The organism is Cyclobacterium xiamenense, assembly GCF_900109255.1.
GTDB lineage: Bacteria > Bacteroidota > Bacteroidia > Cytophagales > Cyclobacteriaceae > Cyclobacterium > Cyclobacterium xiamenense.
Genome location: NZ_FNZH01000012.1, coordinates 1 through 26,881, shown reverse-complemented (window position 1 = coordinate 26,881; position 26,881 = coordinate 1). Strand labels below are relative to the sequence as shown.

25 protein-coding genes, 1 tRNA gene and 1 rRNA gene are annotated in these 26,881 nt (G+C 48.9%); 14 read left to right on the top strand and 13 right to left on the bottom strand.

The genetic code is table 11. The annotated features are described in order from the left end of the window. The first annotated feature begins 129 nt into the window (after nt 1-129). Together BMW71_RS21780 and BMW71_RS21775 are read left to right on the top strand one after the other, a co-directional pair. On the top strand, nt 130-732 hold the full coding sequence (locus BMW71_RS21780) for a 3-keto-disaccharide hydrolase (protein WP_092178652.1): 603 nt from the start codon (nt 130-132) through the stop codon (nt 730-732). Between the two features lie 204 nt (nt 733-936). Beyond that, complete coding sequence (locus tag BMW71_RS21775; protein ID WP_092178651.1) at nt 937-1,764, top strand: universal stress protein; 828 nt, start codon at nt 937-939, stop codon at nt 1,762-1,764. Between the two features lie 191 nt (nt 1,765-1,955). Here the strand turns inward: BMW71_RS21775 and BMW71_RS21770 are convergent, their stop codons facing one another. The 7 genes from BMW71_RS21770 to BMW71_RS21740 all read right to left on the bottom strand — a co-directional run bounded on the left by BMW71_RS21770 (nt 1,956) and on the right by BMW71_RS21740 (nt 10,506). Continuing rightward, nucleotides 1,956-3,356 (bottom strand): BNR repeat-containing protein, encoded by a 1,401-nt coding sequence (locus BMW71_RS21770; protein ID WP_092178712.1) that lies wholly within the window; start codon nt 3,354-3,356, stop codon nt 1,956-1,958. Between the two features lie 300 nt (nt 3,357-3,656). Beyond that, the gene (locus BMW71_RS21765) at nt 3,657-4,025 is read right to left on the bottom strand and encodes a hypothetical protein (RefSeq protein ID WP_143057727.1); all 369 of its coding nucleotides are present in this window, start codon (nt 4,023-4,025) and stop codon (nt 3,657-3,659) included. Nucleotides 4,026-4,147: 122 nt separating this feature from the next. Continuing rightward, a complete protein-coding gene (locus BMW71_RS21760) occupies nt 4,148-6,742 on the bottom strand; it encodes a 3-keto-disaccharide hydrolase (protein ID WP_092178649.1) in 2,595 nt (864 codons plus the stop codon). Between the two features lie 10 nt (nt 6,743-6,752). Next, entirely contained in the window at nt 6,753-8,138 is a 1,386-nt protein-coding gene (locus tag BMW71_RS21755; RefSeq protein ID WP_092178648.1) for a sulfatase, read from the bottom strand. Nucleotides 8,139-8,453: 315 nt separating this feature from the next. After that, nucleotides 8,454-8,687, bottom strand: a complete 234-nt coding sequence (locus BMW71_RS21750) for a hypothetical protein (protein ID WP_092178647.1) — start codon at nt 8,685-8,687, stop codon at nt 8,454-8,456. Between the two features lie 15 nt (nt 8,688-8,702). Continuing rightward, entirely contained in the window at nt 8,703-10,025 is a 1,323-nt protein-coding gene (locus BMW71_RS21745; protein WP_092178646.1) for a S8 family serine peptidase, read from the bottom strand. A gap of 37 nt (nt 10,026-10,062) precedes the next feature. After that, nucleotides 10,063-10,506 (bottom strand): (deoxy)nucleoside triphosphate pyrophosphohydrolase, encoded by a 444-nt coding sequence (locus BMW71_RS21740; RefSeq protein ID WP_143057726.1) that lies wholly within the window; start codon nt 10,504-10,506, stop codon nt 10,063-10,065. Nucleotides 10,507-10,584: 78 nt separating this feature from the next. On the opposite strand from BMW71_RS21740, the gene BMW71_RS21735 reads away from it, so the two are divergent. After that, nucleotides 10,585-10,660, top strand: a tRNA-Gly gene (locus tag BMW71_RS21735). A gap of 199 nt (nt 10,661-10,859) precedes the next feature. Here BMW71_RS21735 and BMW71_RS21730 read toward each other — a convergent pair. Next, complete coding sequence (locus BMW71_RS21730) at nt 10,860-13,412, bottom strand: phosphoenolpyruvate carboxylase (protein ID WP_092178644.1); 2,553 nt, start codon at nt 13,410-13,412, stop codon at nt 10,860-10,862. 240 nt (nt 13,413-13,652) lie between these two features. On the opposite strand from BMW71_RS21730, the gene BMW71_RS21725 reads away from it, so the two are divergent. The 10 genes from BMW71_RS21725 to BMW71_RS21680 all read left to right on the top strand — a co-directional run bounded on the left by BMW71_RS21725 (nt 13,653) and on the right by BMW71_RS21680 (nt 22,013). Continuing rightward, nucleotides 13,653-15,959, top strand: coding sequence for a putative monovalent cation/H+ antiporter subunit A (locus BMW71_RS21725; protein ID WP_092178643.1), 2,307 nt, complete (start codon nt 13,653-13,655; stop codon nt 15,957-15,959). A 3-nt stretch (nt 15,960-15,962) separates the two neighbouring features. Continuing rightward, nucleotides 15,963-16,373: a Na+/H+ antiporter subunit B gene (locus tag BMW71_RS21720; RefSeq protein WP_092178642.1), complete on the top strand. Its 411-nt coding sequence runs from the start codon at nt 15,963-15,965 to the stop codon at nt 16,371-16,373. A 2-nt stretch (nt 16,374-16,375) separates the two neighbouring features. Beyond that, entirely contained in the window at nt 16,376-16,729 is a 354-nt protein-coding gene (locus BMW71_RS21715) for a Na+/H+ antiporter subunit C (RefSeq protein ID WP_092178641.1), read from the top strand. Then, nucleotides 16,726-18,234 (top strand): proton-conducting transporter transmembrane domain-containing protein, encoded by a 1,509-nt coding sequence (locus BMW71_RS21710; protein ID WP_092178640.1) that lies wholly within the window; start codon nt 16,726-16,728, stop codon nt 18,232-18,234. Before BMW71_RS21715 ends, BMW71_RS21710 begins: the two co-directional genes overlap by 4 nt. An 11-nt stretch (nt 18,235-18,245) precedes the next feature. Then, nucleotides 18,246-18,725 (top strand): Na+/H+ antiporter subunit E, encoded by a 480-nt coding sequence (locus tag BMW71_RS21705; protein WP_174238272.1) that lies wholly within the window; start codon nt 18,246-18,248, stop codon nt 18,723-18,725. Further along, complete coding sequence (locus tag BMW71_RS21700; RefSeq protein WP_092178639.1) at nt 18,722-18,997, top strand: cation:proton antiporter; 276 nt, start codon at nt 18,722-18,724, stop codon at nt 18,995-18,997. Before BMW71_RS21705 ends, BMW71_RS21700 begins: the two co-directional genes overlap by 4 nt. Beyond that, nucleotides 18,990-19,376, top strand: coding sequence for a monovalent cation/H(+) antiporter subunit G (gene mnhG / locus BMW71_RS21695; RefSeq protein ID WP_092178638.1), 387 nt, complete (start codon nt 18,990-18,992; stop codon nt 19,374-19,376). Before BMW71_RS21700 ends, mnhG begins: the two co-directional genes overlap by 8 nt. Beyond that, entirely contained in the window at nt 19,363-20,514 is a 1,152-nt protein-coding gene (locus tag BMW71_RS21690; RefSeq protein WP_092178637.1) for a lactonase family protein, read from the top strand. Before mnhG ends, BMW71_RS21690 begins: the two co-directional genes overlap by 14 nt. A gap of 103 nt (nt 20,515-20,617) precedes the next feature. Further along, nucleotides 20,618-21,655, top strand: a complete 1,038-nt coding sequence (asnA, locus tag BMW71_RS21685) for an aspartate--ammonia ligase (protein ID WP_092178636.1) — start codon at nt 20,618-20,620, stop codon at nt 21,653-21,655. Between the two features lie 160 nt (nt 21,656-21,815). Next, nucleotides 21,816-22,013 carry a cold-shock protein gene (locus BMW71_RS21680; protein WP_014020889.1) on the top strand — a complete coding sequence of 66 codons (198 nt, stop codon included), beginning with the start codon at nt 21,816-21,818 and terminating at the stop codon, nt 22,011-22,013. Between the two features lie 72 nt (nt 22,014-22,085). Here the strand turns inward: BMW71_RS21680 and BMW71_RS21675 are convergent, their stop codons facing one another. The 4 genes from BMW71_RS21675 to BMW71_RS21660 form a co-directional block, all read right to left on the bottom strand. Next, nucleotides 22,086-23,030 (bottom strand): DUF4097 family beta strand repeat-containing protein, encoded by a 945-nt coding sequence (locus BMW71_RS21675; protein ID WP_092178635.1) that lies wholly within the window; start codon nt 23,028-23,030, stop codon nt 22,086-22,088. After that, a complete protein-coding gene (locus BMW71_RS21670) occupies nt 23,014-23,403 on the bottom strand; it encodes a TM2 domain-containing protein (RefSeq protein WP_092178634.1) in 390 nt (129 codons plus the stop codon). The genes BMW71_RS21675 and BMW71_RS21670 overlap by 17 nt, the downstream gene beginning before the upstream one ends. Then, nucleotides 23,388-23,690 (bottom strand): DUF2752 domain-containing protein, encoded by a 303-nt coding sequence (locus tag BMW71_RS21665; RefSeq protein ID WP_092178633.1) that lies wholly within the window; start codon nt 23,688-23,690, stop codon nt 23,388-23,390. Before BMW71_RS21665 ends, BMW71_RS21670 begins: the two co-directional genes overlap by 16 nt. 149 nt (nt 23,691-23,839) lie before the next feature. Beyond that, complete coding sequence (locus tag BMW71_RS21660; RefSeq protein WP_244891270.1) at nt 23,840-24,919, bottom strand: oxygenase MpaB family protein; 1,080 nt, start codon at nt 24,917-24,919, stop codon at nt 23,840-23,842. Nucleotides 24,920-24,980: 61 nt separating this feature from the next. Here BMW71_RS21660 and BMW71_RS21655 point away from each other — a divergent pair, with 61 nt between their 5' ends. Beyond that, nucleotides 24,981-25,904: a TolB family protein gene (locus BMW71_RS21655; protein ID WP_244891269.1), complete on the top strand. Its 924-nt coding sequence runs from the start codon at nt 24,981-24,983 to the stop codon at nt 25,902-25,904. Between the two features lie 758 nt (nt 25,905-26,662). On the opposite strand, the gene rrf is transcribed toward BMW71_RS21655, so the two are convergent. Continuing rightward, nucleotides 26,663-26,774 (bottom strand): 5S ribosomal RNA (gene rrf, locus BMW71_RS21650). Nucleotides 26,775-26,881 lie beyond the last annotated feature (107 nt).

The window sequence follows — 26,881 nt, the reverse complement described above, 5'->3', positions numbered from 1 at the left end:
AAAGGCAAGGTTATTGCCCAGCAACGGAAAGTAATTCCGGTATTCGCTGCAAGGGAGAAATGTGCGCAACCGCTATGCCTCTTTTATTAACGGATATTCATACAAACAACACATAAAACCCAATCTATCATGAGATTCAAAATCACATTATGCACGGCCCTAACGGCCCTCTTTCTTGTTCACCTGGCAGCAGCGCAGGATGTTCCCATGAAGTCCATCTTTAACGGTAAGAATCTGAAAGGTTGGACCGTACAACCCGAAGACAATATTTGGTGGACTGTGGATGAGGGAACCATCTATGTGGAAAACGATCCTACCAAAACCGGCTCCACCCTGTGGACAAAAAAGGAATACGGGGATTTTGTGGTTCAAGCAGACTTCCTAATGGGAAAGGGAGTGGTCGATTCCGGCATTTTTCTTCGCTCGGAAAAGGATCAGATTCAAATCGGGATTTCCGGCTCCCTAAAGCGGGACATGACGGGTTCGCCGTACATACCTGGAAAATCCTATCCGGTGGAAGCCCAGGGAGTAGCCAAGCTCCTCAAACTGGATGACTGGAATACCATGAAAGTGAGACTAGTGGATCAAACCTACACGGTATGGCTTAACGGGCAGGAAGTAATGACCTATACTTCAGAAAACATGCCCGAAAAAGGACCCATCGGATTGCAACTCCACCCCAATAACGAGATGAGTATACGGTTCAAAAATATCCTTGTCGGCAAACTGTAAAAAAACTCCATTAAAAAAAAGAACATCAACGGAAACTATCAGCTTTTCAGATGACATCGGTCATGTTTTTTTAAAAAGCATTTTGTTTATTTTGAAATACACTAGAAAAGCAATCGATGAGATGCGTTTCGTTTTCCCATTTTTGGGGCCTAGAGACGCGTTTCATGGGTAGAAAACAACGCTTGTAACCAAAATACCATCGTCATGAAACGAATCATTGTTCCCGTAGATTTTTCTCCCTATAGTGAAAACGCCTTTCTGACGGCATCGAAAATTGCCGCCAAGGGAGATGCATCCATTACTTGTGTCAATGCCATCACTTCAGAACTGGATTGGAAACACCTTTCCGAAGCGGAGAAGGCCAAATATACCGAGATCGTGGACCTTGAAGCGGAGGCAAAAGGTAAGCTAAAGGAATTCATTGCCACCCATAAAGTAAAAAACACCCCCATCGAGGCGGTGGTGGAAGTGGGTATGCCCGCTCAGGTACTGGTAGATCTCGCCGAACGCCAAAAAGCAGACCTGATCGTCATCGGTGCCTATGGAAAAGGCTACGAATCCGGTAAATTCATCGGATCCACCACCCAAAAAGTGATGCGAGAGGCGAACTGCCCCGTACTCGCTGTGAAAAAAGTCCTTGATGGAAGGGCCATGAAAAAAATGGTTTTTGCCTCCTTGTTTAACGAAGCAAGTCGGCCCGCCTTTACCCGCATGAAGCCGCTGATCAAAACCATCGGAGCATCGGTCTATTTCCTATTCATCAACACGCCGGACAAGTTTACCGACAGTGCACGAGCCGAAACCTTGATGCGGAACTATGCTTCCGGGCAGGAAGACTTGATCATCCACCGCCATATCTACAACCACGAAGAGGCCGAAAAAGGCATTGTCGCTTATGCGTCCGAGCAAAATGCCGGAATCATTGCCATCGCCTCCAACGTCAGAAAGTCCTCTGCCTCCTATCAGATAGGAGTGACGGATACCGTGTTGTTCAAGTCGGATATTCCGGTATTGAGTGTGAAATTTGAATGACGTACGAATAGCCAAGAGACCGGGAATGCAGCGGCATTCCCGGCTTTTTTTTGCCCTGGTCGTCGTCGAAAAGCGAAGATTCGTTCGAAATGTAAACAGCAGCGTATTCGACTACCTGCTTCCGTCGGGAGCAAACTGCCCCTGACCATGAGGATGCCCTGCTGCAAGCTGGGCATCTCGCAATACGGGGCTTAGTCCCCGTCAGCAGCCAGTTTGTACAAATACAACCGGCTCGGTTCGGGCCAGGGTTTCTCCCTGGGTCGATCGCGGTTCCGGTTTAGGGTTTCCCATTTCAATAGGTACCGAATGCCACTTTCCGGCGACTCCCCGATATCCCCGGCTGTACGCACCTCCAGGCCTGGAAACTTGCCTTCCACCGCTACTTGTTCATCGAAAGGCGGCGCCTTTTTCACCGCGCCAATGTTCTCAAAACGGTCATTCAACAAGATGGTACCGTGACCGTATCGGATGTGCCAGTAGTCCAACTCATACAAGCCGTCTGCCCGTTTCTGAAATCCCTTGATCCGCACCTCGCTGTTGATGCTGCCGTTACCGGAAAACTCCCATCGGTAGTCCCAGTCGGTAACCCGGGTATACACCCAGCCCTTCGCCTTCAACTGAGCGGTATAGAACTGCAAGTTGCCGTCGGAATCGTATTTGTGGTAGGCAAAAACGGGAAGGTTACGATCATCGAGTACCATGCGTGCCGCCAGATTAATGATCCCTCCTTTGACGGGAATGGGGTCCACAATAAGCGAGGTATTGGCAAGGGTGGCCGGCATGCGGATCGGTTCTCCGAAAGCATTGTACCAGTTTTTCAGATCGGGACTCTTCATGTACGAGAGGTCGTGATTGGTAGAGCAATCGGGCGTGTCGCGCCAGACCCAGTACACGTGGTACCACCCATCTTTCATCAAGGTGGGCTGGCTCTGATACGCATTCATTGCTCCCTGCCCGTCGGTCAGCGGGGTATCCAGCAAGCGGGTCCATTGCTTCGTGTCGCAGTCGTATAGGTTGTAGATTTCATTACCGTTGCCGCTGCCTCCATCCCGGTAATGAAAGAGTAATTCGTTTTCCCGGGTAGTCATAAAATGCGGGTAGGTACAGCGTTTTTCATTTTCGCCGACCATTTCCATGTGCTGTTGCAGCGTGGAAATATCGTGGGGTGTTGTGCTGCGAAAATAGGTAAGCGGGTGTACGTGCATGTTTCCCGAGAGGTGGATAAAGCCTTCCTTGTCGATACCCAGCGTGACCGAATTGTGGCTATCCCAGCCAAGCACGGTGCTGGTGCCTCCCTGTGTTTCGCGGGACGTTGCCGGGAGAATGTGTAGCGCAAATTTCGGATCACGGAGGTTGCGCTGCCCCACGACCATGTTGCGGTTAGCATTGTAATAGGCGATGTACTGCCGGTCATCCTGAGTAAGCAGGCAAAATCCCACCGGGTGTCCTGCCCAAACCTCGTCAATCGACAGGGTTTGCACAATCGTCTCCTTTTTATCGGTATCATCGATCAGCAGGGGACTGGAGGAGGTTTGACCAAAAGAGGGCAAAGAAAGCAGCCCAAACAGAAGAAAAAAAGAAAGTTGTTTCATACCGGTAGGATTTTCCACTTAAATATGCTGCCTGATTTTTACAATTCAAAACGATAAACGGGTAAACGGTTAGGGGAGGGCCAAATTCTCCGAAAGCCGCAGACATAAAACCATCCCGGGATGCGCTATGCAATCCGCAGAATCGTCGGTCCAAAACAGGGCGTTCGCGCAGCTCCCATTTGGGATCTAGGGTTGGCTTGGAATGCTCAAAAGCGATCCAGTTACCATCGGGCGAGACCTTCGGGTCGCTTGAAAAAACCCGATAGGCCGAGATAAATTCTTTTTCTCCGGTATCAATAGCTACCCGGACCAATTCCCTTGCTCGGGAGTCCAGGGTTTGTTTGGGATACGCCATGCGCTCCAAAAAATACACGAATTCCCCTTTTGGTCCAAACGTGGCACCCTCCAACTGCGGCCCTTCTCTTGATTATCCACAATCAAGGTGCCCCTGCCGGCCGCAAGCGACCATTCATAGACAAGGGAGGGATTACTTTCCAGTCCAGAAATGGCGGCCTCAAAACCAGCGGTGGCATTGAGTGAAAGGCTGCCGTCCGGTTCGATCGTAGGAGAGGACAGCGTAACCTCGCCCTGCGGTTTGGGATTGGGATCTTGGGTATTACAGCCAAGCAGTAGTGGCCCCATTTCTTTGCATGGTGCGCGTTTCGACATTTTCCTCATCTGTTTCTGCGGTGATTATACCTATCCATCAAAAAACAGGTAAAATATCATTAGAAAACAGGCAGGAAACGAGAAAAAAGGTTTGGTTTGGTAGTTGAGGTCGTTCTTCAAGGTTAGTCAGCCGTCATGCGACGTAATTTGATGCTACGAAACGCTACCTCAAACCCCTCGTCCTGCAGTGCCAGGCGCCCACTTTTTTGCTCGCCCCAATCGGGTTTCCGGCGGCTGTTGTGTATCCCTTTTTCACGATCGGCGTACCATTTTTCTGTCCACAATTCAAAGATCGTCACTTTTTCGCCATTTAGCCAATAGGTAACCTGCCCATCTACGACCGTAATTGCGGATGCGTTCCACTCGCCAAATTTTGTGACCACTTCTTTGCTCGGTGCATACAGCGCATACAGCGAAGCCGCGCCTTTGGCAGGGTCCCTGCCAAGGGGATTGTGTTCGTTGTCCATGACCTGCATTTCGATGCCTGTTTCCCAGATTTTCTGGTAATGCTCTCCTTCGTTTACGTGGAAAAAAACACCACTATTTCCTCCCTTTGTGATCTTCCACTCAAACAGCAACTCAAAATCAGCGACCTGAATGTCCGAGACGATATCGCCGACCGATCCATCGGCACGCAATTCACCGTCCACTACTGACCAATTAGGCGTGATGGAGTCAAGGTTGTACCCGGTCCATCCGGCCGTCGATCGTCCATCAAAAAGCAATTGCCACCCTTCCTCCTTTTCCCAGTAGGACAGGGTATTCGACAGTGCATCCGGGGATTTTCTCGGCCCGTAATGCGGTACTTCTTTGCCAAACTCGTAGGCACCAAGGTCGGGAGCTTCCCCGGTATAATCGTCGTTGATCCCCGGGAGGTGCACGCCCTGATCAATCACGGAGGCCCCCTCCTTGAGCGTGAAGTCGAAATCCTCCGCCGTATAAACGGGATAGGCATTGCCCAGGGCTTTGTTTTGCGCATTGAATGCGTTAAACCGAGGGGCTTCGGCATTTGTGAAAATGTCGTAATCCACCTCCCTACCGTGGCGTTCTTGACCGGTCGCTTGCCGAAAGGCTTCCAAACTTTCGTAGCGTTCGGCGCTATTTCCTTCGGAAAAATCGTACAGCTGGCCCGCCTGGGGCCCAAAATACCCGATAAAGGGATCCCGCTTCCGGTACCCATTGTAATCCAGGGAGGAATAGCCGGTATACGTATACAGCCCCAACGTGGGCAAATCCGCATCGTCCGAAGGCAAAAACAAGTTATTCCTTGCATGTACGTTGGACCCCGGCTTATCGTCCCGGGTAAAAATACCCGAAGAAGTATTGTGGTACATCAACATGCCTGCGGGAAACATTCCCCAAAACTTAAAGGTGGACGCATTGCCGCTGTTGTAGACCACGTTTCGTATCCAATAAACCGGTCCCCCCAATACGGGCTGGTTGGACAATGCCTGTTGTCCCGAATTGATCCCGCGATTTCGTAACACACGAATGTTGTGGTTGCCCCCATCGGCTTCGATAAAATTATCGTTGCACAGAAAGAGCTCATTGTTGTAAAAATCGATCGCAACGGCTTTCATTTCGGTGTCTTTCTCGGGTCTGGCATGCGTGCAAATATCAATCCCGTCAAAAAAATAGGCCACGCTATTGTAACAAACGGTGTGGCCCTGTCCGTGAACTTTCACCGCATAGTACGACTTGATTCGCTGAGTCGATTTACCGTTTTCCAACCGGCTATGGTAAACAATATCCCGGTCTTCCCGACCGATAAACGTATTGTCTGCGATGTAGAAATGCCGAGACCCTTCGAATTGACCCTGAATCCCAATGCCGATATCCAGAAACGAGCAATGCTTTACCGTCAGCCCCGAGCTACCGTAGGCATTCATCAAGCCGGCCCGTATCGCTACTTCGGTATTTCGAAAGGAAATGCCCTCAAAATAGTGGTAGTCGGCAGCCGTCACATCAAACAATACCCCGTTCCCGTTGCCGTCAAATACTACTTCACCATCCCCGGCCGCCTGGATAACAATCGGCCGCAGTGCCGTTCCATCCTGGGTAAGAAAGTAGGTGCCGTCAAAAGTTAGCCCATGGAAGTCCCGGTAATTTTTGTAGTCCGCCTTGTATTCTCCGGCGTGGACGATGATTTTATCTCCGGCAACCACGGGATCCGTCGTAAGTATCCAGTCAGCAAACCGGGGATAGCCGTAATACGCGTGCAACAGGCCATCGTAGGAGGGCTCGATGCGTTCGCCTTCCCAATCTTTGGGATACACGTGCCGGACGTCACCCTCTTCGTAGGGTAGAGGTTCTTTTCGCGTTCGCACGTCTCGTACAATTTCCGTCACTCCTTCCGTTCCGTCGGGATCCGTTAAAACAAATTTGCATTCGTAAGCCGTGTTCGGTGCCAAATCCAGGATACTACCGGCAAACATGTTCTCTGTGGAGTACTGCCATTCCGGAGTTCCTGCTTTTTCATTGCCAATTCGGAGAAGCGGTAGGGTATTTTTCCATTCGTTCGCTCCTTTTTCCCGATACTGCACGGCCACGCTTGCGTTCCTATTCGCATCTCCGGAAATATACCATTCGAAGCCCAGGCAAATAAGCGTGGACGGTTCGATGATAAATTTACCTGTGGTGGTGCGGTCTTGCGCATGCAGCGGCGATGAGGACACCAGTACAGCCAGAAAAATAAGTAGCGATTTGAGGGTATTCATTTTGTATGCTTTAATTTTCCACGAAGGCGGGATTGGGGACGGGCATTTGCACGCCCCTTCTCATCCGCCAATCATCCAGGTAGGAATAAAGGGTTTTCGCTACGCCGGGCATGTTTTCGGCCAAATTTTTGCTTTCGCCAATATCGTTACCCAGGTCGTAAAGCTCCAATTTATGGCTTTCATGCCAATGAATCAGTTTCATGTCGCCTACCCGAATGGCACTCGAAGGCTTCATTTCCTGCCGTGGCATGTAGTGCGGGTAGTGCCAGGTTAGAACCCGGTTAAATTTCGCCAACTCTCCCCGTTTAAACACAGGAAGAAGGTCCACTCCCTCGATCTGATCATCGAAGAGCGGACTGCCTGCTGCGCTAAGTAAGGTCGGTAGCAGATCGTGACTGACAGCCAACTGAGAGGTTTTTGATCCTTTTGGAACGATGCCCGGCCATCGTACAATCAAGGGTACGCGAATACCTCCCTCGTAGAGCAAAAATTTCTCTGCGCGCAGCGGATGATTATCCGTTACATGCGTTTCAGAAAGGGAAAGAACCCCGCCATTATCGGAGGTAAAAACCACCAGGGTATTGTCTGCAAGGTCTAACGAATCCAAGATTTTTAAAACTGCCCCCACGGCCTGGTCCAACCGAGCCACCATAGCCGCGTAGGTTGGATTTTTTTGCTTCCTGTACGGTTCTTTTCCCCGAAAATGGGCGATCGTTTCCTCAGGCGCTTCCAGCGGTAAATGGGGAGAATAGAAAGGCAGGTATAGAAAAAAGGGGCGATCCCGGTTATCCTCTATGAAACCAACCGCTTCCCGGGCGATGCGGTCCGTCAGGTACTCGCCCGGTACTTCGTCTGAAATTTTTGGGTTTTTGTAGGGAGGGAAGTACGAAGCGGGCCTCCCGGACTCCCAGGCCCCAACATTCACGTCAAAGCCCTGATTTTCCGGCCAAAAATCCGCTGTTTTGCCGAGGTGCCATTTGCCCATAATGCCCGTCGTGTACCCGATTTCTTTGAATCGCTCGGCAAGGGTCACTTCTTCCATTGGAAGCTGCTTGACCCAATTTGGGGGCAACAAGGGCATTTTCTCAAAATCTCGGTCAAAAACCGCCGTAAGCCGTAGTTGGCCCGGGGATTTACCCGTCATCAGGGCTGCCCGCGTGGGCGCACAAACCGGCGCCGATGAATAGGCATCGGTAAACCGCAAGGCCTCTGCTGCGAAACGATCAATGTTTGGGGTCTCGTAATACGGGCTCCCATAGCAGCCCAAATCGCTCCATCCCAGGTCGTCCGCCAAAATCAGCACAATGTTGGGTCGGTCCGACTTTCCTTGTGCCACTACCATAGAAAAAGTAGACAGATACAGCCAAACAAACCCAAATAATGTATACCTATTCATACGTGTATACCCATTAAAGGTCAATCAAGTTATATTTATTCAACCGATGCAGTTGATTCGTTAGAAAAACGTACCGCATGCACCGGATCCAGAGAACCTAAAAATAAACAAACCGGAGGCTAATTTCCAAACTCGAATAACGAACTTGGATGGGATTATCGAGGCTTCTCCATGACAGGCATTATTCGAAGGAGTTCTGAAAGGGATTCCGTTCCTTACTACGTTTGGTCTTTTGATTGGCGGGACTTTTCCTGATAAACCGGCTTATTAAACCAAGCCTCCCTCCTAACTCCTCGCAGAAACAATCCATTGCACTTACTCACCCTCTCCTCCCAGGGCCCTAACCTGCCGGTCTTCTTCGATATGCCGAATCCCTTTGATTTTAAGCTCTTGCAAGTCCTTTTCCTCTCCGGAAGTGCAGCCGCTGATGATGCCGGCAAGCTTCAGAATCTGCGAAATGGTGCAGCCCCTATCCTGCAGGTCTTTTGCGATCTGCTCGATTTGCGGCTCGAATCCCCGTTCTACAGAAGCTATAAAGTTTCGTTTCATTATTCGCTGCGGGTGTTACTGCGGTGATTGTACCAGACCACTCCCCACATCACGACTGGGCAAGGGTACCTGCCTGGCATGCGTGAGAAGTTTATCCCATAAGTCGCGGGCGGTGGCATCGGGAAAAGCCTCCAGGAGCTGCGCTGCTACCCCGGCCACAAACGGCGTCGCCATACTGGTCCCACTTAAAATAGCGTACTCCTGGGGAGGCTTCCAGGAGCTAAAAACCTCCACCCCCGGACCGGCAATATCCACCAGTCCGCCGTTCGGATTTAGTCCGCCGCAGGAAAAGTCGGCTACTTCGGAACGCCGATCGAGCGCTCCTACCGCCAGGATGTTCGGGCAATTGGCCGGGTGATTGACAGCACGGATCAGCCCCTGTCGGCGACGACTGTCGTTTCCGGCAGCGGCGATAATCAGGGTACCCATGTCCATGGCCTTTCCGGCAAGCTCGTTGTAAATCCCAGAATACCGGGTATCTTCCTCCACCGAGGCCCCCAGGGACATGGAGATCACCTTGCATCCCTCGTTTACCGCCCACTCCATGCCAGCCAGTATTCCGCTATCACTGCCTATACCTTCGTTGGACAGCACCTTGGCCACGTAAAGGCTGGAATCGGACGCAGCACCGTATCGGGGACCGTTGGTTCCCCGTAACCCTCCGACCGCGATGCCCGCACAATGGGTGCCGTGTCCGTTTGCATCGTCGACGGTTTCTCCCTGAATAAACGATTTGGAGACGATTTCCCTTCCGGCAAAATCCGGATGGGCCAGGTACATGCCCGTGTCCAGCACCGCTACCTTTACTCCTTTACCGGTATACGAACTACTCAAGGCAGCAAGGGCATGCAGTCCCCAATAGGCTTGGGTATTATTTTCAAAAACAGGCAACGGGGGTAGCGGCTCAACCGGATCGGGATTGGGTCCGGTGACGGGCGGATTGCTTTTTCTTCCAAAAATCCGGCAAATCAGCTGCCAAAGCACCAGCCCAAAATTTCTACTTTGCGGGCCTTCCAAGGCGTAGAGATAGCGTTCCGGCTCTTCGTAGTGAAAATTACTGTGCGCATAAACCAGGGACTTGATTTGCTCATCGTTATTCGCGTTGATGACCGCAACCCCGAATTTCTCAAAAACGATCCCGTCTCCTTCGTCAAAGGCTTTGAGGTAATCTTCCTCGTGTTTTCGGTAAGCACTGGAGGGTGCCAGGCGCAACGCGGCTTCCTTCGCTTCCGCATCAATATTTTTCATACTGGCTCCTGGTGCCAGCATCACCAGCTTCTTGCCGGTATATTTGGGTCGGTCGCCCGAAGGGACCTGATAGGTGGTGTAGGGATCCATGAATGGTGGGCTTGTGTTGGTAGTAGGTATTTACACCCTAAAAAGGTACGGTATTTCCATCAAAAAAACCAGCGCCACCTTGTTGTATTTGCTGAACGACAGGCAAATCGGCCTCTGCCCAGTCCAACTCCTGCAAGCGCCCGGGGGGCAGCCAGCGAAGCGCAAGGTGCTCGGTCAATTGTGGGGATACATCGCCGATTCTTGCCAGGTAGGGAACCAGGCAAATGGTACCCGTTTCGTAGCGATGGTTTACGGGCTGCATTCGCTTTTCTGGAAAAATGGTCATCCTCAGTTCCTCACGAATTTCGCGTATGAGGGCTTCCTTCTCGGTTTCTCCCAGCTCCACTTTGCCACCGGGAAATTCCCATTTCAGCGGCATACGCATCGTTTCAGATCGCTGTACCGCAAGAACTTCGTTTCGGGAATTGTAAATAACTGCGCAGGTAACCACAAACATGCCCGGAAGATAGTTCACAATCACTTTACAAAAAAAAGATTTAGCTGTTTTCGATATTTGCAGTAAAAATGTAAAAAAAGTTTTATTTTCGTCTGTCTATTGGCGGGTGTAGCTCAGTTGGCAGAGCGTCAGCTTCCCAAGCTGAAGGCCGTCGGTTCGAACCCGATCACCCGCTCCATATCTCTTTTATTTCCGCCATTTTTTTTGCAGAAACCAAATCAGCCTGCCCGGAAATACCCGGGAAAAGCGTCGATTCCTATGCCCCTGTATGGTTCAAAAAAAAGAATATAAATAAAGCACCAAACGCCATAGCCACAAAAAAAGCCCCCGGTAAGGCTACTGCTACCGGAGGCTTTATTTATAAGACAGCTACCCGATCAGGCCGCGTTTCGAGCCGCATTGATGATACCAAACATGGTACGTAGGATAAGCTTTTGCAAGGCCGTATCCTCCTTTCCTTTTTCCAGAATTGTTTGTATTGCATATTGCTGTATGGTAATCAGGGGCAATACAATCCTTTCGCGGATTCCTATGGAATCCTTGCTAAGCGGGCTGTCCTCCAGCAGGCTGTTCATGCCGGCAACTTGCAGGATCTTTTCGTACGAAAGCTGGTACTCTCCATACATCAGCTCCCAAAACCCGCCAAACTGCTCGTCATTCTTGAGGTAAGCCGTGGCAGGGTAAAAGGCTTTTGCCAGCGATTGCATGGAATTGCCCAATAAGGAGCGGAAAAAAAGCGAGTCTTTGTACAGTTGCTGCACTTCTTTCAATTTCCCTCGCTTCTCCATCTCTTCGATGGCCTTGCCTACACCAAAGAAACCCGGGATATTCTGCTTCATTTGCGCCCAGGCACCGACAAAGGGAATGGCCCGCAGGTCTTCAAACTTCATGCTGCCCCCCTTGCTTCGCTTCACCGGCCGGGAACCAATATTCGTCATCCCAAAGAATTTGAGCGGCGTCACTTTTTCCAGATAGGGAACGAATTGGGGATGGTTTTTCAGCTCCTTGTAGGCATTGTAACTGATTCCAGCCATTTCCTCGATCAATTCCTTCTGGGTTTCGGTCAGGCTGTTTTCACTGGAGGGATACAGGTGGCTTTCCATCCCGGCACTCAGCAGTTGCTCCAGGTTGTAGGAACAACTTACCGGCTTTCCGTAGTTAGCGCTGATCGTTTGGCCTTGAATGGTAATCTGGATTTCCCTGTTTTCCACATTTGGGCCCAGAGAGGCATAGAAATTATGCGTATTCCCACCACCTCGTGCCGGTGGCCCCCCCCTGCCATCAAAGAAGATCACATCGATCCCTTCTTCCCTGGCCACTCGGGTCAACTCTTCCTTGGCCCGCAAAATGGACCAGTTGGCCCGGATGTACCCGCCGTCTTTGGTACCGTCGGAAAAGCCCAACATGATCGTCTGCTTGTTCCCCCGGTGGGTCAGGTGATCGCGATACACCGGGTTGTGGTACAGCGATTTCATCACACCGGGTGCCGCTGCCAAGTCGTCGATGGTTTCAAACAGCGGAACAATATCCAAAAACAAATCCCCTCCTCGTGCCAAAAGCAACTTGTTGAGTTGGAATACTTCCAACACGTGCAGAGCTGACTGGTTGTTTGAAATGATGTAGCGGTGGCATCCCATGGGACCGTTTCCTTTTTGGATATAGGCGATGGACTCAATGCTTTGCAGCATTTCCCGGTGAAAAGAGTCTTCCAGGGTATCGATGGCTGGCAACTTATCAGTGGCCAGGATTTTTTCTATTTTACCTTCCTCGTCACTCTCGTGGTAGGAAGCCAATGCCGCTTCCCCTTCGCTTGTAGCGATAATGGCATCCCATAAGCTATCGTGTTTCCGGCTGTCCTGCCGTACATCCATGCTGGCAAAATGAAACCCGAACACCCGGACTTTTAGGATGAATTCATCCAATAGTTCCAGGGAGAGGCCGCCATGATCCTCGATGATACCCTTTCTGGCTTTATAAAGTACCGCCAGCAGATCGTCTTTGGAGTGAAAGACTTCCCCACTGACGCCAAAGAGTGTATTGTAAATTCCCCTTTCGGCGGTAATCAGATGGGTTTCCACATTGGAAAAAGTGAGTCGGCGTCTGATTTTGCGTATGTCCCGGTAGTAGCATTTAAGAATGCTGTTTTGCAGCTTATCTGCCACTTTCTTGGTGATGTCGTGGGTAACATAGGGGTTGCCATCACGATCTCCTCCCGGCCAAAAGCCCACTTTCAGCAGGTTGGGGTTTTCCCAATCGTGCAGTTGGATTCCCAATTGATTCAGGATCCGGATCATGATGTCCGAAATGCTGGGATAGAAAACGTACTCCAGAAACCATGTCAGACTAACGGCTTCTTCGTACGGGGAAGGCTTTTCTTTGTTGATAAACGCCGTTTTCCCCAATTGCCTCAGCAGTAAATCGATGTCGCCCAGGTCGTTTTTGCGAATGGCTTGTTCCAAATCCGTGATTATCGCCAATACATTTCCCGGATAAAACTGGGTAGGGTGGGCTGTAAGGGTCAGCCGAACCGAGAAATTCTTTAGCTTCTCGATCAACTCCTCCTTTTTATGGTCGTTTTCGGCACGGGCAATCAGCGCCGTCATGGTGCCTTTCCCCTTGATATCATTGAATTTTTCGTAGGCGGCATCTTCAATGGAATCAAACAAAACCACCTGCCGTTCGATGTATTGCACCATTTTGAAGAGGAGATCGTGCCGGTCTTTTTCGGGCTTATCCCCCATCAATTCCTCGAAAAATTGCTGTATGATTTCTTTAGGCGATTGGTTTTTTTGAAAGCCATTTTGACACGCTTCCGACAAGATGGGCAGCAGCGTACCCGTTCTGTAAATTTGGTCAAATGGAAGGTCTAAAAAAAGACTGTTATAGATCGTGAAGCGCTTGGCGACTTCAGTCTCGTAGATGTTTGCCATGATAATTCGGTTAATTATACGATTTCGTAGTACTCAAAAATGCACATTTTTTTCCTTCTTTACACCACTATTGGCCTAATTTTTCCCCAGAGGCCAGGCTTTCCTGTTTATTTTACTTAGAGTCAGCCAATTACTCAAAGCCCCAAAACGCCGTTTGTAGAATCTGGCGTCGGCGGACCTTCCGATCGGATATTTTTTCGTATTTTAGGCTTTCGAAAACCACCTTCTAAACCAGCGCCGATGTTAACCGCAGTAATCTCGGGATTTATTTTTGCTTTGTTGATCCCATTTATTTTAGGCCGGCTACAATCAAAATCCTCGTTGTGGGTCGCTTTGTTGCCCCTCAGTTTATTTGGGTATTTTCTTTCCAGGATCAGCCTGGTACAGCAGGATGGTCCGATCAAGGTCAGCTACGAGTGGGTCCCCTCCATCGGCATCAATCTGGATTTTTATCTCGATGGTTTGTCCCTTTTGTTTGTTCTTTTGATTAGTGGCGTGGGTACGCTCGTATTCGTTTACACGGCTGCCTACCTGAAAGGCCATCCCTACCTAAACCGCTTTTATGCCTATCTTTCTCTTTTTATGGCCTCGATGCTGGGGCTGGTCCTTTCGGATAATATTTACACCTTATTCTTGTTTTGGGAGCTAACCAGTATCAGCTCCTTCTTTCTCATTGGATTCAATAACGACAGCGAGGCCTCCAGAAAATCTGCTTTGACCGCGCTGGCCATTACGGGATTCGGAGGATTATTTCTGCTGGCGGCCATGGTGGGACTGGGGCACATTACGGATGCGTATACTATTTCTGCCATGGCACCCATCGCAGAAATGATTAAAGGCCATTCCCTCTACGGTTGGGTATTGTTGTTCCTATTTTTGGCTGCCTTTACCAAATCCGCTCAATTCCCCTTTCACTTCTGGTTACCTGGAGCCATGAAGGCGCCTACACCTGTGTCTACCTACCTGCACTCCGCAACCATGGTAAAAGCCGGCGTGTACCTGCTGGCCAGGTTTACGCCCATTCTGGGTAACCACGAGTGGTGGAACGGAACACTCATTGTTGTCGGGGCGATCACCATGGTATACGCGGCCGTCCATGCGCTTTTCCGAATCGATTTAAAAGGTATATTGGCCTATTCGACCATTTCCGCATTGGGTATCCTGGTATTTCTGATTGGACTGGGGACGGAGGAAGCCCTTCTTGCGGCTTCCGTGTTTATTCTGGTCCACGCCCTGTACAAGGCCACTTTATTCCTGGTCACGGGTATCATCGATCACGAAACCGGTACCCGGGATGTCACCCAACTGAGCGGACTGCGGAAGGTGCTATTGCCGGTAGGCATCGCTGCCCTGCTGGCCGCTGTATCCAATGCAGGGATTCCGCCGTCTTTTGGGTTTGTAGGAAAGGACCTTATTTACGGAGCAACCCTGGGCATGGGGGACCTGGCCTGGCTTTTTACCCTTTTGGCCATATTGACCAATGTGGCGCTTTTAGTAGCTGGTTTTATCGCCGGCATCAAACCGTTTATCGGGAAGCTGCCGGAACGGTATGCCGCGGTGCATCTCCCCTCCCCTGCCCTGTACGTACCCCCCCTGATTTTGGGCACCCTGGGTATGCTGTACGGGCTATTTCCCGGCCTGCTGGAGGCAGGGCTTGTACAACCGGCCGTCTCCAGCCTGATCGGTACAACGCCGGATTTCCATTTGCAGCTCTGGCATGGATTCAATCTGATCCTGCTATTGAGTGTGGTGACCATTGGCTCGGGAACCGGCCTGTATCTTTTGCTAAAGCCTTCTGAAAAACTATTGGGTAAGGCCTCCCGTTTCGAACGTTTTTCTCCAGAGACCCTTATCACCGGGTTCACCGTTGGTTTTGGTCTGTTAGCGAAGGGATGGACGCGCTTTTTTCAAAATGGATACCTGCGGTATTACCTGATTACCATTCTGGGTTTTCTTTCCTTATTGTTGGGTTACCGCTTGTTTGTGGGGGTAGAATTGTACATCGATACGGGGCTGCTGTCAGAAATCACCTTCTACGAGGCAATTGTCCTGCTGATCATGGGCGTAGCCATCTTCTTTACCGTATTTTCCAATTCCAGGCTGGTAGCAGTGGCCTCCCTGGGCGTGGTGGGGTATTCCTTTTGCCTGATTTTTCTATTTTACTCGGCCCCGGATTTGGCCATGACGCAGTTTTCGATTGATACACTGACGGTCATCTTGTTTGTACTGGTTTTGTATAATTTACCTAAATACCTGAAGTTGTCCGATAACCGGGTTCGGATTCGGGATGGCTTGCTCTCGTTAATCTTTGGTGCATTGATCAGTATATTGGCATTGGAAGTAATGAACGAATCGGTCACCAAGGAAACCACCGCGTATTACGCAGAAAACGCCTATATCCTGGGAAAAGGCAAAAATGTGGTAAACGTAATTCTGGTGGATTTTAGGGGATTTGATACCATGGTAGAGATCACCGTACTGGCCATAGCCGCAATTGGGGTATTTGGTTTACTGAAATTGCACCTTAGAAGCACTGAAAAAGAATAATTCATGAAGACAATCATATTTAAAACGGCCTCCGTCTACCTGCTTCCCTTGCTGTTGCTTTTTTCGGTTTTTATTTTGCTACGGGGGCATTACCTTCCGGGAGGAGGGTTTGTGGGAGGACTGATGGCATCCACCGCTTTTGTGATCCACTCCTTTGCAAACGGCGTGGAACGGACCAAAAACATTGTGAAATTCCATCCTGGCTTTCTCATGCCGGTTGGTTTGGCATTGGCACTGCTTGCTGGCTCCCTGCCATTGTTTCTGGGGGAAACGTTTATGACGGGCCTGTGGATGGATCAGCCGGTCCCGGTGATTGGTTCGGTAGGAACAGCATTGTTTTTTGATACGGGCGTGTATCTGGTGGTTATTGGGGTTACCCTTACCATTATTTTCACCATATCTGAAGGCTTGTAAGCATGGAAATATTACTGGTAATCATCATTGGGTTATTGTACGCAGCCGGCATTTACATGATGCTTCGGCGGAGTCTGGTCAAATTGATTATTGGCTTGATTTTATTGGGAAATGGTGCAAATTTACTCATCTTCCTGTTGGGGAAAATTGTTAAGGGGGAGCCTCCCATCATTGGTTCTACGGAAAAGATGCTGGGAGAACTCTACGCCGACCCGGTACCACAAGCCTTGATTCTAACTGCTATTGTGATCAGTTTTGGCCTGCAGGCCTTTGCTATCATCCTGATAAAAAGAGCCTATAAGGTGGTAAAAACAGATGATCTGGACGAAATGAACGCAACCGACGAAGATTTATGAGCAATCCTTACATTGTTTTACCCGTACTTTTCCAGCTTTTTGTTGCGGTGATCCTGATGTTTGCCTGGAACAGGAAAAACCTACAAAAACTCATTTCGGTGGTGGGATCCCTGATTGCGCTACTAATAAGCCTGGCGCTTCTGATAAAGGTCAATCAGGAGGGCATACAGACCATGCAGGCTGGCGGCTGGATCGCTCCCTTCGGCATTACCTTTGTGGCCGACACCCTCAGTGCCCTGTTGGTGGTATTAACCGCCACTTCCGGATTGGCTGTGAGCGTTTTTTCCGTCGGCAGTGTCCGCAACGCACGGATTAAATTCGGGTATTTCCCCATCTTTCACTTACTGATTATGGGACTGAGCGGTGCGTTTCTTACCGGAGACATTTTCAATCTCTATGTCTGGTTTGAAATCATCATCATTTCCTCCTTTGTGCTCATCACCATCGGTGGAGAAAAAGCCCAGCTGGAAGGAGCCATCAAATACGTGGCGATGAACCTGCTGGCCTCGGTGGTGTTTCTTACCGCGATCGCTATTCTATATGGCCTGACCGGCAGTCTGAATATGGCCGATCTTTCCCTGCAGGTAGCGAATGTATCGAACCGGGGCTTGGTGAATGTCACCGCTATTTTGTTTCTGGTCGGATTTGGGATAAAATCCGCCGTTTTCCCCCTGTATTTTTGGCTGCCCGCCTCGTACCATACGCCTCCCCCAGCCATTTCGGCGATTTTTGGCGGGCTCCTGACGAAAGTTGGCGTTTATGCCTTGCTCCGGGTATTCACGTTGATATTTATTCCCGATGACTTTCTCTTGACGGTTATAACGGTCATGGCGCTTTTGACCATTTTATCGGGTGGATTTGGCGCATTGATGCAAAATAACATCCGGAAAGTTTTCAGCTATTTGATCATTTGTCATATCGGATTTATGCTAGCGGGTCTGGGGATTTACAGCACGGTCGCCATTGCCGGGGCCGTCTTTTACCTGGTACATGACATCGTGGTCAAAACCAACTTATTCCTGGTAAGCGGGGTCATCTTCAAATTCAGAGGCACGTATTCCATGCGCTTGTTGGGTGGTTTTTACAAAGAACATCCCCTGATGAGCCTGTTCATGGCCATTCCCTTGTTTTCACTGATCGGTATTCCCCCGCTTTCGGGTTTTTGGGGCAAGCTATTGCTAATAGAAGGAGCCATGGATCAATCCAATATTTTGATGATTGTCTTCATTCTGTTGGGAAGTTTCCTTACCTTATTCATCATTGCGAAATTGTGGGCAGAGGTATTCTGGAAAGACGCGCAGGAATTGCCAAAAAAGAAGTACATCCGGTATTTTGACGAATTGAAACCTCTCAAAAAACAAGCTATGTTGGCATCGGTAGTGTTTTTATCGCTGATATCCCTGGGTATTGGTTTTGGCGCAGAATGGGTGATGCAACTTGCGCTACGCATCGCCGAAAATCTAATGGACCCTTCCCCTTACATTCAAGCCGTTTTGGGTAGTTAAATCAAAAAACAATGATAACGACCAGGTTTCTAAGTAATCTATTGCTCTCGTTTATATGGCTGGCTGTGACCGGTACCTTTTCCTTTGTGAATTTTGTATTTGGTTTTTTCTTAAGCTTTTTTCTGCTCTGGCTCATTTCTACCAACCGCAGCGACAACAAGTATTTTTACAGGGGACCGAAGGTAATCGCCTTTGTTTTTTTCTTCCTTTACGAGTTGATAAAGGCCAATCTGCAAGTAGCTTTTGATGTGGTAACACCCAGCTACTACATGAAGCCCGGAATTATTAAAATACCGCTAACTGCCGAGTCGGATTTGGAAATAACGCTGTTGGCCAACTTGATATCCCTCACTCCCGGCACCCTGAGTCTGGACGTATCCGACGATCGGAAAGTGCTGTACGTACACGCGATGTATGTCAATGACAAGGAAGAATTTATTGCGGATATAAAAAACGGATTTGAACGAAAGCTATTGGAGATATTGCGATGAATGTAAACGACTATTTATACCTGGTGATCTTGCCCGTGCTGGCCTTTTCCACCCTCCTGATATTTATCCGGTTTATTATCGGACCCACGCTTTCCGACAGGGTGGTCTCTCTGGACTTATTGCTTACCACCGGCATCGGGATTATTTCCATTTACAGCATCCATACCGATCAACCGGCGTTTTTGGATATTGCCATGATTATGGCACTGATTGCTTTTCTGGGGACCGTAGCCTTCTCCTATTATTTAGAAAAAAGAGAAAAAAATGAATGACTATTGGATCATCGGTCTGAGCTCGCTTGGAGCATTGTTTATCCTGCTGGCGGCTGTAGGTGTATTACGAATGCCCGACCTGTACCTGAGAATCTCGGTTACCACCAAAGCCGCTACCTTAGGGATAGGGCTGGTGCTCATCTCTGCGGCCATTTATTTCAACGAAGTGGGTATCACATCCCGGGTACTGGCCATCATTTTATTCATGTTGCTGACCGCCCCGGTGGGTGCCCACATGATCGGTCGGGCATCGTATTTTACCGGTGTAAAACTATGGAAGCATTCCAAACTGGACGATCTCAAAGGAAAGTACCATCCAAAAAGTCACGAACTCGCCAGTAACCTGAAAACCGTTGAAAAAGAAAATGAAACGAAATAGATTACTAACCCTGCTTTTACTCGTTGTTTCGCTGGCCTGTGGAAGAAACCAAAAAACAGCGGAAGCAATAAACCCACCCGATATGGCTACTACGTATGCTTTCCTTCTTGGAACCTATACCGAACTCCCCGAACAGGGCATTCACCTGGTTCACTACCGCCCCGGAAACGGGGGCTTTGAGGTGCGTGCTACGGGTTCTGAACCAAGCAACCCTTCCTTTATTGTTGCCACTAAAAACCAGGAACTGGCATTCTGTGTGGAGGAAACCAGCGGAGCAGATGGGGGAAAAGTGAGTTCCTTCCGGCTATCGGAAAACGGCTTTTCGATGATTAATTCTGTCTCTTCGGCTGGAAACGGACCCTGCTACTTAAGTTTGGATCCGAGCGAAAAATTCCTGATTGTTGGCAACTACTCACAGGGAAATTTTGCCGTGATTCCGGTGGGCAGCGACGGAGGCCTGGCCTCCCCCATTCAAGTGATCCAACACGAGGGCAGTAGCGCACACCCCCGCCGCCAACAGCAGCCTCACGTGCACTCGGCTGTGTTTCACCCGACGGACGGAAGGCTCCTGATCGCCGACCTGGGTACCGATGAGGTGGTGGTCTACAACGTTAACTCCGCTAATGAAAAACCCCTGCAAGCCGAGCCGCATTTCCGGCTCAAGGTGGCTCCGGGCGCAGGGCCCCGGCACATGGTTTTCAATGAATCCGCAGACCGCTTGTACCTGGTCCATGAGATAACGGCAGAAATCGGCGTATACGGATACGAAGATGGGGAGCTCCAACACCAAGAAACCCATTCCCTACTACGCGAGGGATTTGAAGGGGACGTGGGTGCTGCGGAAGTTCGGCTAAGCCCAGACGGAAAACACCTCTATGTCTCCAACCGGGGAGATGCAAACGAGCTAGTCGTATTTGGGGTTTCCTCGACGGGATTGACCCATCTACAGACGGTGTCTTCGGAAGGAATGGCCCCCCGAAATTTCAACCTTACACCGGATGGCGTCTACCTGCTGGTTGGTAATCAAAATTCAAACAGCCTGCTGTCCTTCAAGCGGGATGCAGCTACTGGAAAAATCACGCCTACGGGAGAGGTCCTGGACATTCACAAACCCGTCTACATAAACTTCCTGCCATAAATCCGTGATTCATCGGCGATATTTCCGGGAGTCAAATCTTTTCCTTAATATTAGGCCGATTTGGGCGTAGCCGACAAAATTTTCCGACAGTAACGCAACTAAAATGACAGCAACCAATGAGCTGAAGTACATCAGTCTATTGAATCGACGAGAAACAGAAAAGGCCATAGACCTGATCAAAACCAAATTTCCCGTGGCAATGGCTGACAAGTTAAATCTTTTTAAGATTTCCTGCCCGCTGGCAATCATGGACGGCACGGGAATCAACGATGACTTAAACGGCATCGAACGGCCGGTAAAATTCCCCATCCGCAATCAATCCGATGCAAGCGCCGTGGTGGTGCAATCGTTGGCTAAATGGAAGCGCTGGCAGCTGGCTGAGTTGGAGGCAAGGGAAGGAGAAGGAATCCTTACCGATATGCGCGCGCTGCGACCGGACGAAGATTATTCCCCTCTGCACTCCCTGTACGTGGACCAGTGGGATTGGGAACAAAAAATCTCCCAGGAGAATCGTCAACTTGACTACCTAAAGGCCACGGTAAAATCCATCTACGAGATTTTCCTGGAACTGGAAAAATCGATTGCCAACACATTTCCGCAAATCCAGCCGATCCTGCCAGAAGAGATCACGTTTATTCAGGCAGAAGAGCTACTTAGGCAGTACCCGGATCTATCGCCCAAGGAACGGGAATACCGGGCTTGCAAAGAACACAAAGCCGTATTCCTTATAGGCATTGGGGATGTTTTGAGCAACGGGGAGAAGCACGATGGTAGGGCACCCGATTACGACGATTGGAGTAGCTACAATTCCGAAGGACATAAGGGGCTTAACGGAGATATATTGGTTTGGAATCCCATGTTGGAAAACAGCTTTGAATTATCGTCCATGGGTATCCGGGTAGATGCCGCAACACTGGAAAGGCAGCTTCAACTCTCGGGTCAGGAAGAACGGAAAAATTTATTTTTCCATAAAAAATTACTGAATGGTGAATTGCCGCAAAGTATCGGTGGCGGCATAGGTCAATCCAGAACCTGTATGTTTCTTTTACGAAAAAAGCACATTGGAGAGGTTCAATCGGGTATTTGGCCCTACGAGGAAGTAGAAAAATGCCGTAAGGAAGGCATAGAATTAATGAAATAACGGTCATTGAAAGTGGCAAAATTTAAAGTCTACCTTTATTTTATTTAAAATAGCGTTTTAAGAAATCGTTAAATTTCAAAAAATAATTTTCCAGATCTGTTTTTTTTGCGAAAAGAATCCTTACCTTTACCACCATCAATACAATCAATTAATTACAATTATGAACACAGGAAAAGTAAAATTTTTTAATGAATCCAAAGGATTCGGTTTTATCATTGATGACGAATCATCTAAAGAGTATTTTGTGCATGTCTCTGGACTAATCGACGAAATCAGAGAAGACGATGATGTATCCTTCGATCTAAAAGAAGGAAGAAAAGGTCTGAATGCAGTGAATGTGAAGGTAGTAAACGCATAACATAACATTGACATCAGTTGTAGAAAGCAACCCTTACGGGTTGCTTTTTTGCTTTTAGGGGAAACCGAATGATCAGGAGCCCTCCAATACCATGCGCCCGGACTGAAGTTTACCTTTTATGGTTTGGGCTGCACCGTGGTCGATATATAAATCCTCACTACTGGACCGATCGCCTACACTCAAACGCCCACTTCCGACCTGAAAATCGTAATTGTAAGCACTTAAATCGGTATTACTGGTAACCTTCATGTAGCCGGAAGAGGCCGAAAAATAGCTATCCTCGCTCAGACCACAATTTTCAGCATGGAGCATTCCGGACGTCAGCGAGATCGCTCCCAAGTTGGAAACCCGCTTTAAATCTGCCTTTCCCGAACTCATCTTGCCAGCGACCTTACCCTGCACATCGGATAGTTGAACCAGCCCGCTAGATCCTTGAAACTGCACGTTCCCTTTCATCCCGTCCAGGGAGGCCATTCCGGACGATAGCTTCAAATCAAGATTTCCCCGTATGTCTGCCAATTCCACCCTTCCGGAAGAAATCTCCACCTGCAGGTTTGACGATTCCAGATCCCTGCCTTCTACCTTGCCCGAACTGCCTTTGAGCTGAATGAACTCGTTTTTTACATGAAATACTTCCAACTTTCCGGAAGAATTGTGAATATCCAGTGCCATGTCCCGGGGTCCTTTTAAACTTATAAATCCATCCACCTGCGTACCGAACAGAAATGATCCGTGAAAGTCGGTATCAAATTCCACAATTAATTCATTTCCCGATTGCCGGTACCTGACACCCTCCATGCCGGAATCCGTCGATTCTACGTACGCATTCAGGTATACCTCATCGGTCTCCTCACCACCGGTATAACTGATTTCCAAAGCCCCTCCGTAAATCCGGACCTTCTCAATCCCGTCAAATGAAATTTCTATGTCCGAAATGGTTTCCTTAGGCAAGGACGTACAGGAAACGAATAGCAGAAGCGATGTGACCAACATGGGTACTTTATCCATTCGATTCATTGGAACCCTCCTTTTTTAGGTCAGCACTTAGGGACATTAAAGACAGTGTCTCATGGGCGACTTTGATATTGAACTCATACGCCAGACTCTTGTAATTAACCAAATCCACTATGGTCCCGATAAAGCAAAGCCCGACGGTCAAAAGATATAAAATACCCAGGCCTATTTGCCCAAGGATAAATCGGTGCAGACCGGCAAAGCCAAAAAATCCGATCAGCGTTAAGATAAGAATCATTTGACTGTCCTTCCGCCTTGCCCGGTATACCTGTGAAAACAGCGCTGCCTGTTCGTCATTCATGTCTTTTAAAACTCCCTGAATGTATCCCAATTCCATTCCTTCCAGTTCCGGAAGGTGCTTCAATACGTTTGCCATGATTTTAGTTGTTTTTTTATAAGGTATAGTAATTCAAATTGACGCCAGACGATCACCAATACGGCAAAACTCCCCATCGGATGCATCTCCCAGGAAGCATGGAAATCTCCCCGCAGGAAGAGGTGGATGGACCGTCCCAATCCACAGCCCGGACACCAGGTGAGCCCTAGGTTTGCTATCGGGCAGAGCCCGGCATGCGGTCCTTCTACCCTGGCAAAGAAGAACAAGCCAGTTAGGGCAATCGCCCAGGTAAGAAATTCCAAAATACCTATCGGAAATCGCTTCATACCGGAAAAGATACGAATAGAGTGCCAGTATTAAAAAAGGCGATTGGAGGAAGTAGGGAAAGCCTGCGTCTGTAAAATGTACGGTTTCGCTACTCTTTTTGTCCGAATACGAACAATAACAGCCAGGGATTTCTGGATATTTCAGCCGATTACCGGGTCAATAACGGAAGGGACAGCCGTGGTTCAGAACCCAGTGATTTTTTGGTTTCGATTAGAAATTGCTTGTAAAACAGCGCGTACCGGGAAGGGCTTTTCCCCAATCCAAACAGCCCGCTATTGAGTAAAAAATAAAAAAACCGATCGGGAATCGGCGTGTTGGTACGGATACCAAGTACTGCTCCTACTTCCGGACCCAGGTAATGCGCAAGCATGGCTTCGAGAATCGGAGAAAGCTCAGGACGCAGCATCTCTTGTCGGTAAAAGCCCAGCAAAGATTGAATCAATTGCGTTCCAGCTACCGAAGCTTTCAAATGCCGCTTTCGAATCAAGCGTTCCAGTTCAAAGGCCTGTTTGCTATTCTCAGGTAAATAAGCAGGGTCAATTCCCAGGTAATGCCCTATCAGGCCCCAATACCGTAACATTCCCTCCCGTTCGGAAGTGCTGACACGCACGCCGGAACGTTCCATCCCTCTATATACCAGCAAACTAAAGGTAAGGTTTGTCGCCAGCATGTCTTCCTGATTAATGGGTTTTCCCCAGGCAGGATTCCAGTCGCGGGCATATTTTCTGATGAACAGGCGGGATAAAGCATGTATCAACCGGACCTTTGCAATCACTGCCAGCACGCCTGTTTCTCCGATAAAGGCCTGCGGTCGGTAGCATTCCATAACAAACAGGGCCGTTTCCGCCAGTCGTTTGCCAGGGTTTTCCAGGATGCGTTTGGATCGCACCAAAACCTCTGCCCCATCGGCAAATGCATAGGTGAAAGGGAGGGAATAAAACCCCAAAAGTGACAGCACCAGAGAGGCATTTTTCTCAAAGAACCGCTGTGTTTGGCGTATCACTATTGGATCCACTTCGGGAGGAGGCTGGTGAAAAAATGCGACATAGCGCATAAGGGAAGGAGGAAACGCGTCGGGCAGGACCTCCGGTAGGCGTTCCCAGGAATTAATCACCGGAACCAACTCCGGATGCCGAATAAGGTCTTCTGCTGCGAAATCGGCTAATTCGTCCTGCCTTTCCCGCAGCGCATCCATCCGATCAACGGTATACAAATCCAAGGTATTCACGGGAATCTAACAGGTATTTTGTAAATTAGTTTAAAATTAACCTTAACCTGGCTTTTTTACTATGAAATTTAATTTTCAAAACTACGTCTATTTTCGTGCCTGTTTTCTGACGCTCGTTTTCTTTTCCAGTATTACTGCCCCGGCGCAAGAGGCCAGCGACCTATTTCTAGTAGACGCCAAAAACAATATCCTGGGCTTTGCGGTGTTCTCAAATTCCGCCAGGCAAATCACCGATAGCGAGTGGTATGACAACCAGCCCAGGTTTATTAACGACAAACAGCTGGTTTTTGCATCGGAGGGTCAATCGGGTAATGTAGATGCCATTTTGTATACCTGGGAGAAAGCGCAGTTTGCCAACATGACCCGGACACCGGAAAAAAGCGAGTTCTCCCCGGATTTAACAAGTTGCGGCCAATACATTTCCGCAGTTACCGTAGAGGAAGACAGCAGTCAACGAATCTGGCTATACCCGATTAATGGTGGCGAACCCGAACTGCTGTATGATGATATCGCTCCGGTCGGGTATTACGGATGGTTAGGAGAGACGGCCGCGCTATTTGTAATTGGAGAACCCAATAGGCTGGTTTTTCCCTACGGGAGAGACGATGTGTATACCATTTCCGAAAACCCGGGGCGCAGCATACAATACCGGCCCGGAACGAAGGAAATTGTGTTTTTAGACAAGAACACCAACATTGTGGTAGATGGGGAAGTGACGTTTGAGTTAAAGGCCTTTAATAGTAAGCACAGGGAAACCCGCAGTCTTGGATTGGCGCTGGGAGGATCGGAAGATTTCTGTTGGGTAGATAAGAACAAACTCCTAATGGCGAGAGGGAATGACCTGTATCTACGGAAGGTAAACAAAGGAATTGAGTGGGAAAAAGTTGGGACATTTACTTTCCCAGGCTACGGGTCCATCAGTAGAATCGCTATCAGCCCCGATAGTAAAAAAATCGTGCTTGCATTACAGCGCATGCAGGAATGAACAGTATCGAGTCGTATTATGAGTAATCTGTTGTGAAAAAGCGACCGGGTTGCTGCTAGCCTAAACCCTATCTGTGTGTTCTGTGGTGAGAAGTTCTTTCATTCTGGGTTAATAGGGCATAAGAAAAGCCCTGCTTGTAGCAACGAACTGGGCTAAATTAATGAGGCGCCGATTCCGACGAGTCGGGACAGACGCTAGGCTCCCGTGCGCCGCCGCGCACCAGTACCCCGCCACGGCGGGCAGGCATCGGCGCTGCAGGGCTTAATAAGGAACCATATAAGGCATTTAAGAGCATATAGGAGTTTTCCTACCCCCTTTTCAACGCCCTTTTATCCCTTAAATGGTAAAAAAAAAGAGCACAACATAAGGCATAAAAGAACATATATGGGGCTTTCCGGATCCTATTCTGGTTGGATAAAATCCTTAGTGCCTATTTTTTATACCCCCGGATGGCTACCAATTTGCTGGGATTTCTCCCGCTCGTGCCCAGACCCTTATATTTCCTAATATGTCTTATATGGTTTAAAAAAAGAACCACATAAGGGAAATAAGGGAATGGAAGGGGTTACGATATATTTGTGTGTCCTTATATGGTAAAAAAAGGGAACCACATAAGGCCTGGAAGAACATATAAGAGGGTTTTTGCATTGATATTCAAATTCAATCTGTGAGAATCTGCGTGTTCTGTGGTGAACATGTACTTCGCCCCAGGGCATAAAAAAAGCCCTTTTGGGATTAACCAAAGGGCTTTTGAATAAATGAGGCGGCGACCTACTCTCCCGGGTGTAACCCCAGTACCATCGGCGCTGCAGGGCTTAACTTCTCTGTTCGGGATGGGAAGAGGTGGGTCCCCTGCGCCGGGCCGCCTATGTCTTTGATCTTCCACATAGCTGTGGAAAACCGATCTCTTGTATTCATGACTTGTCTCGCGGAAAATGCAATGATGGAATCGTACGTTCAAGCTTTCGGGCTATTAG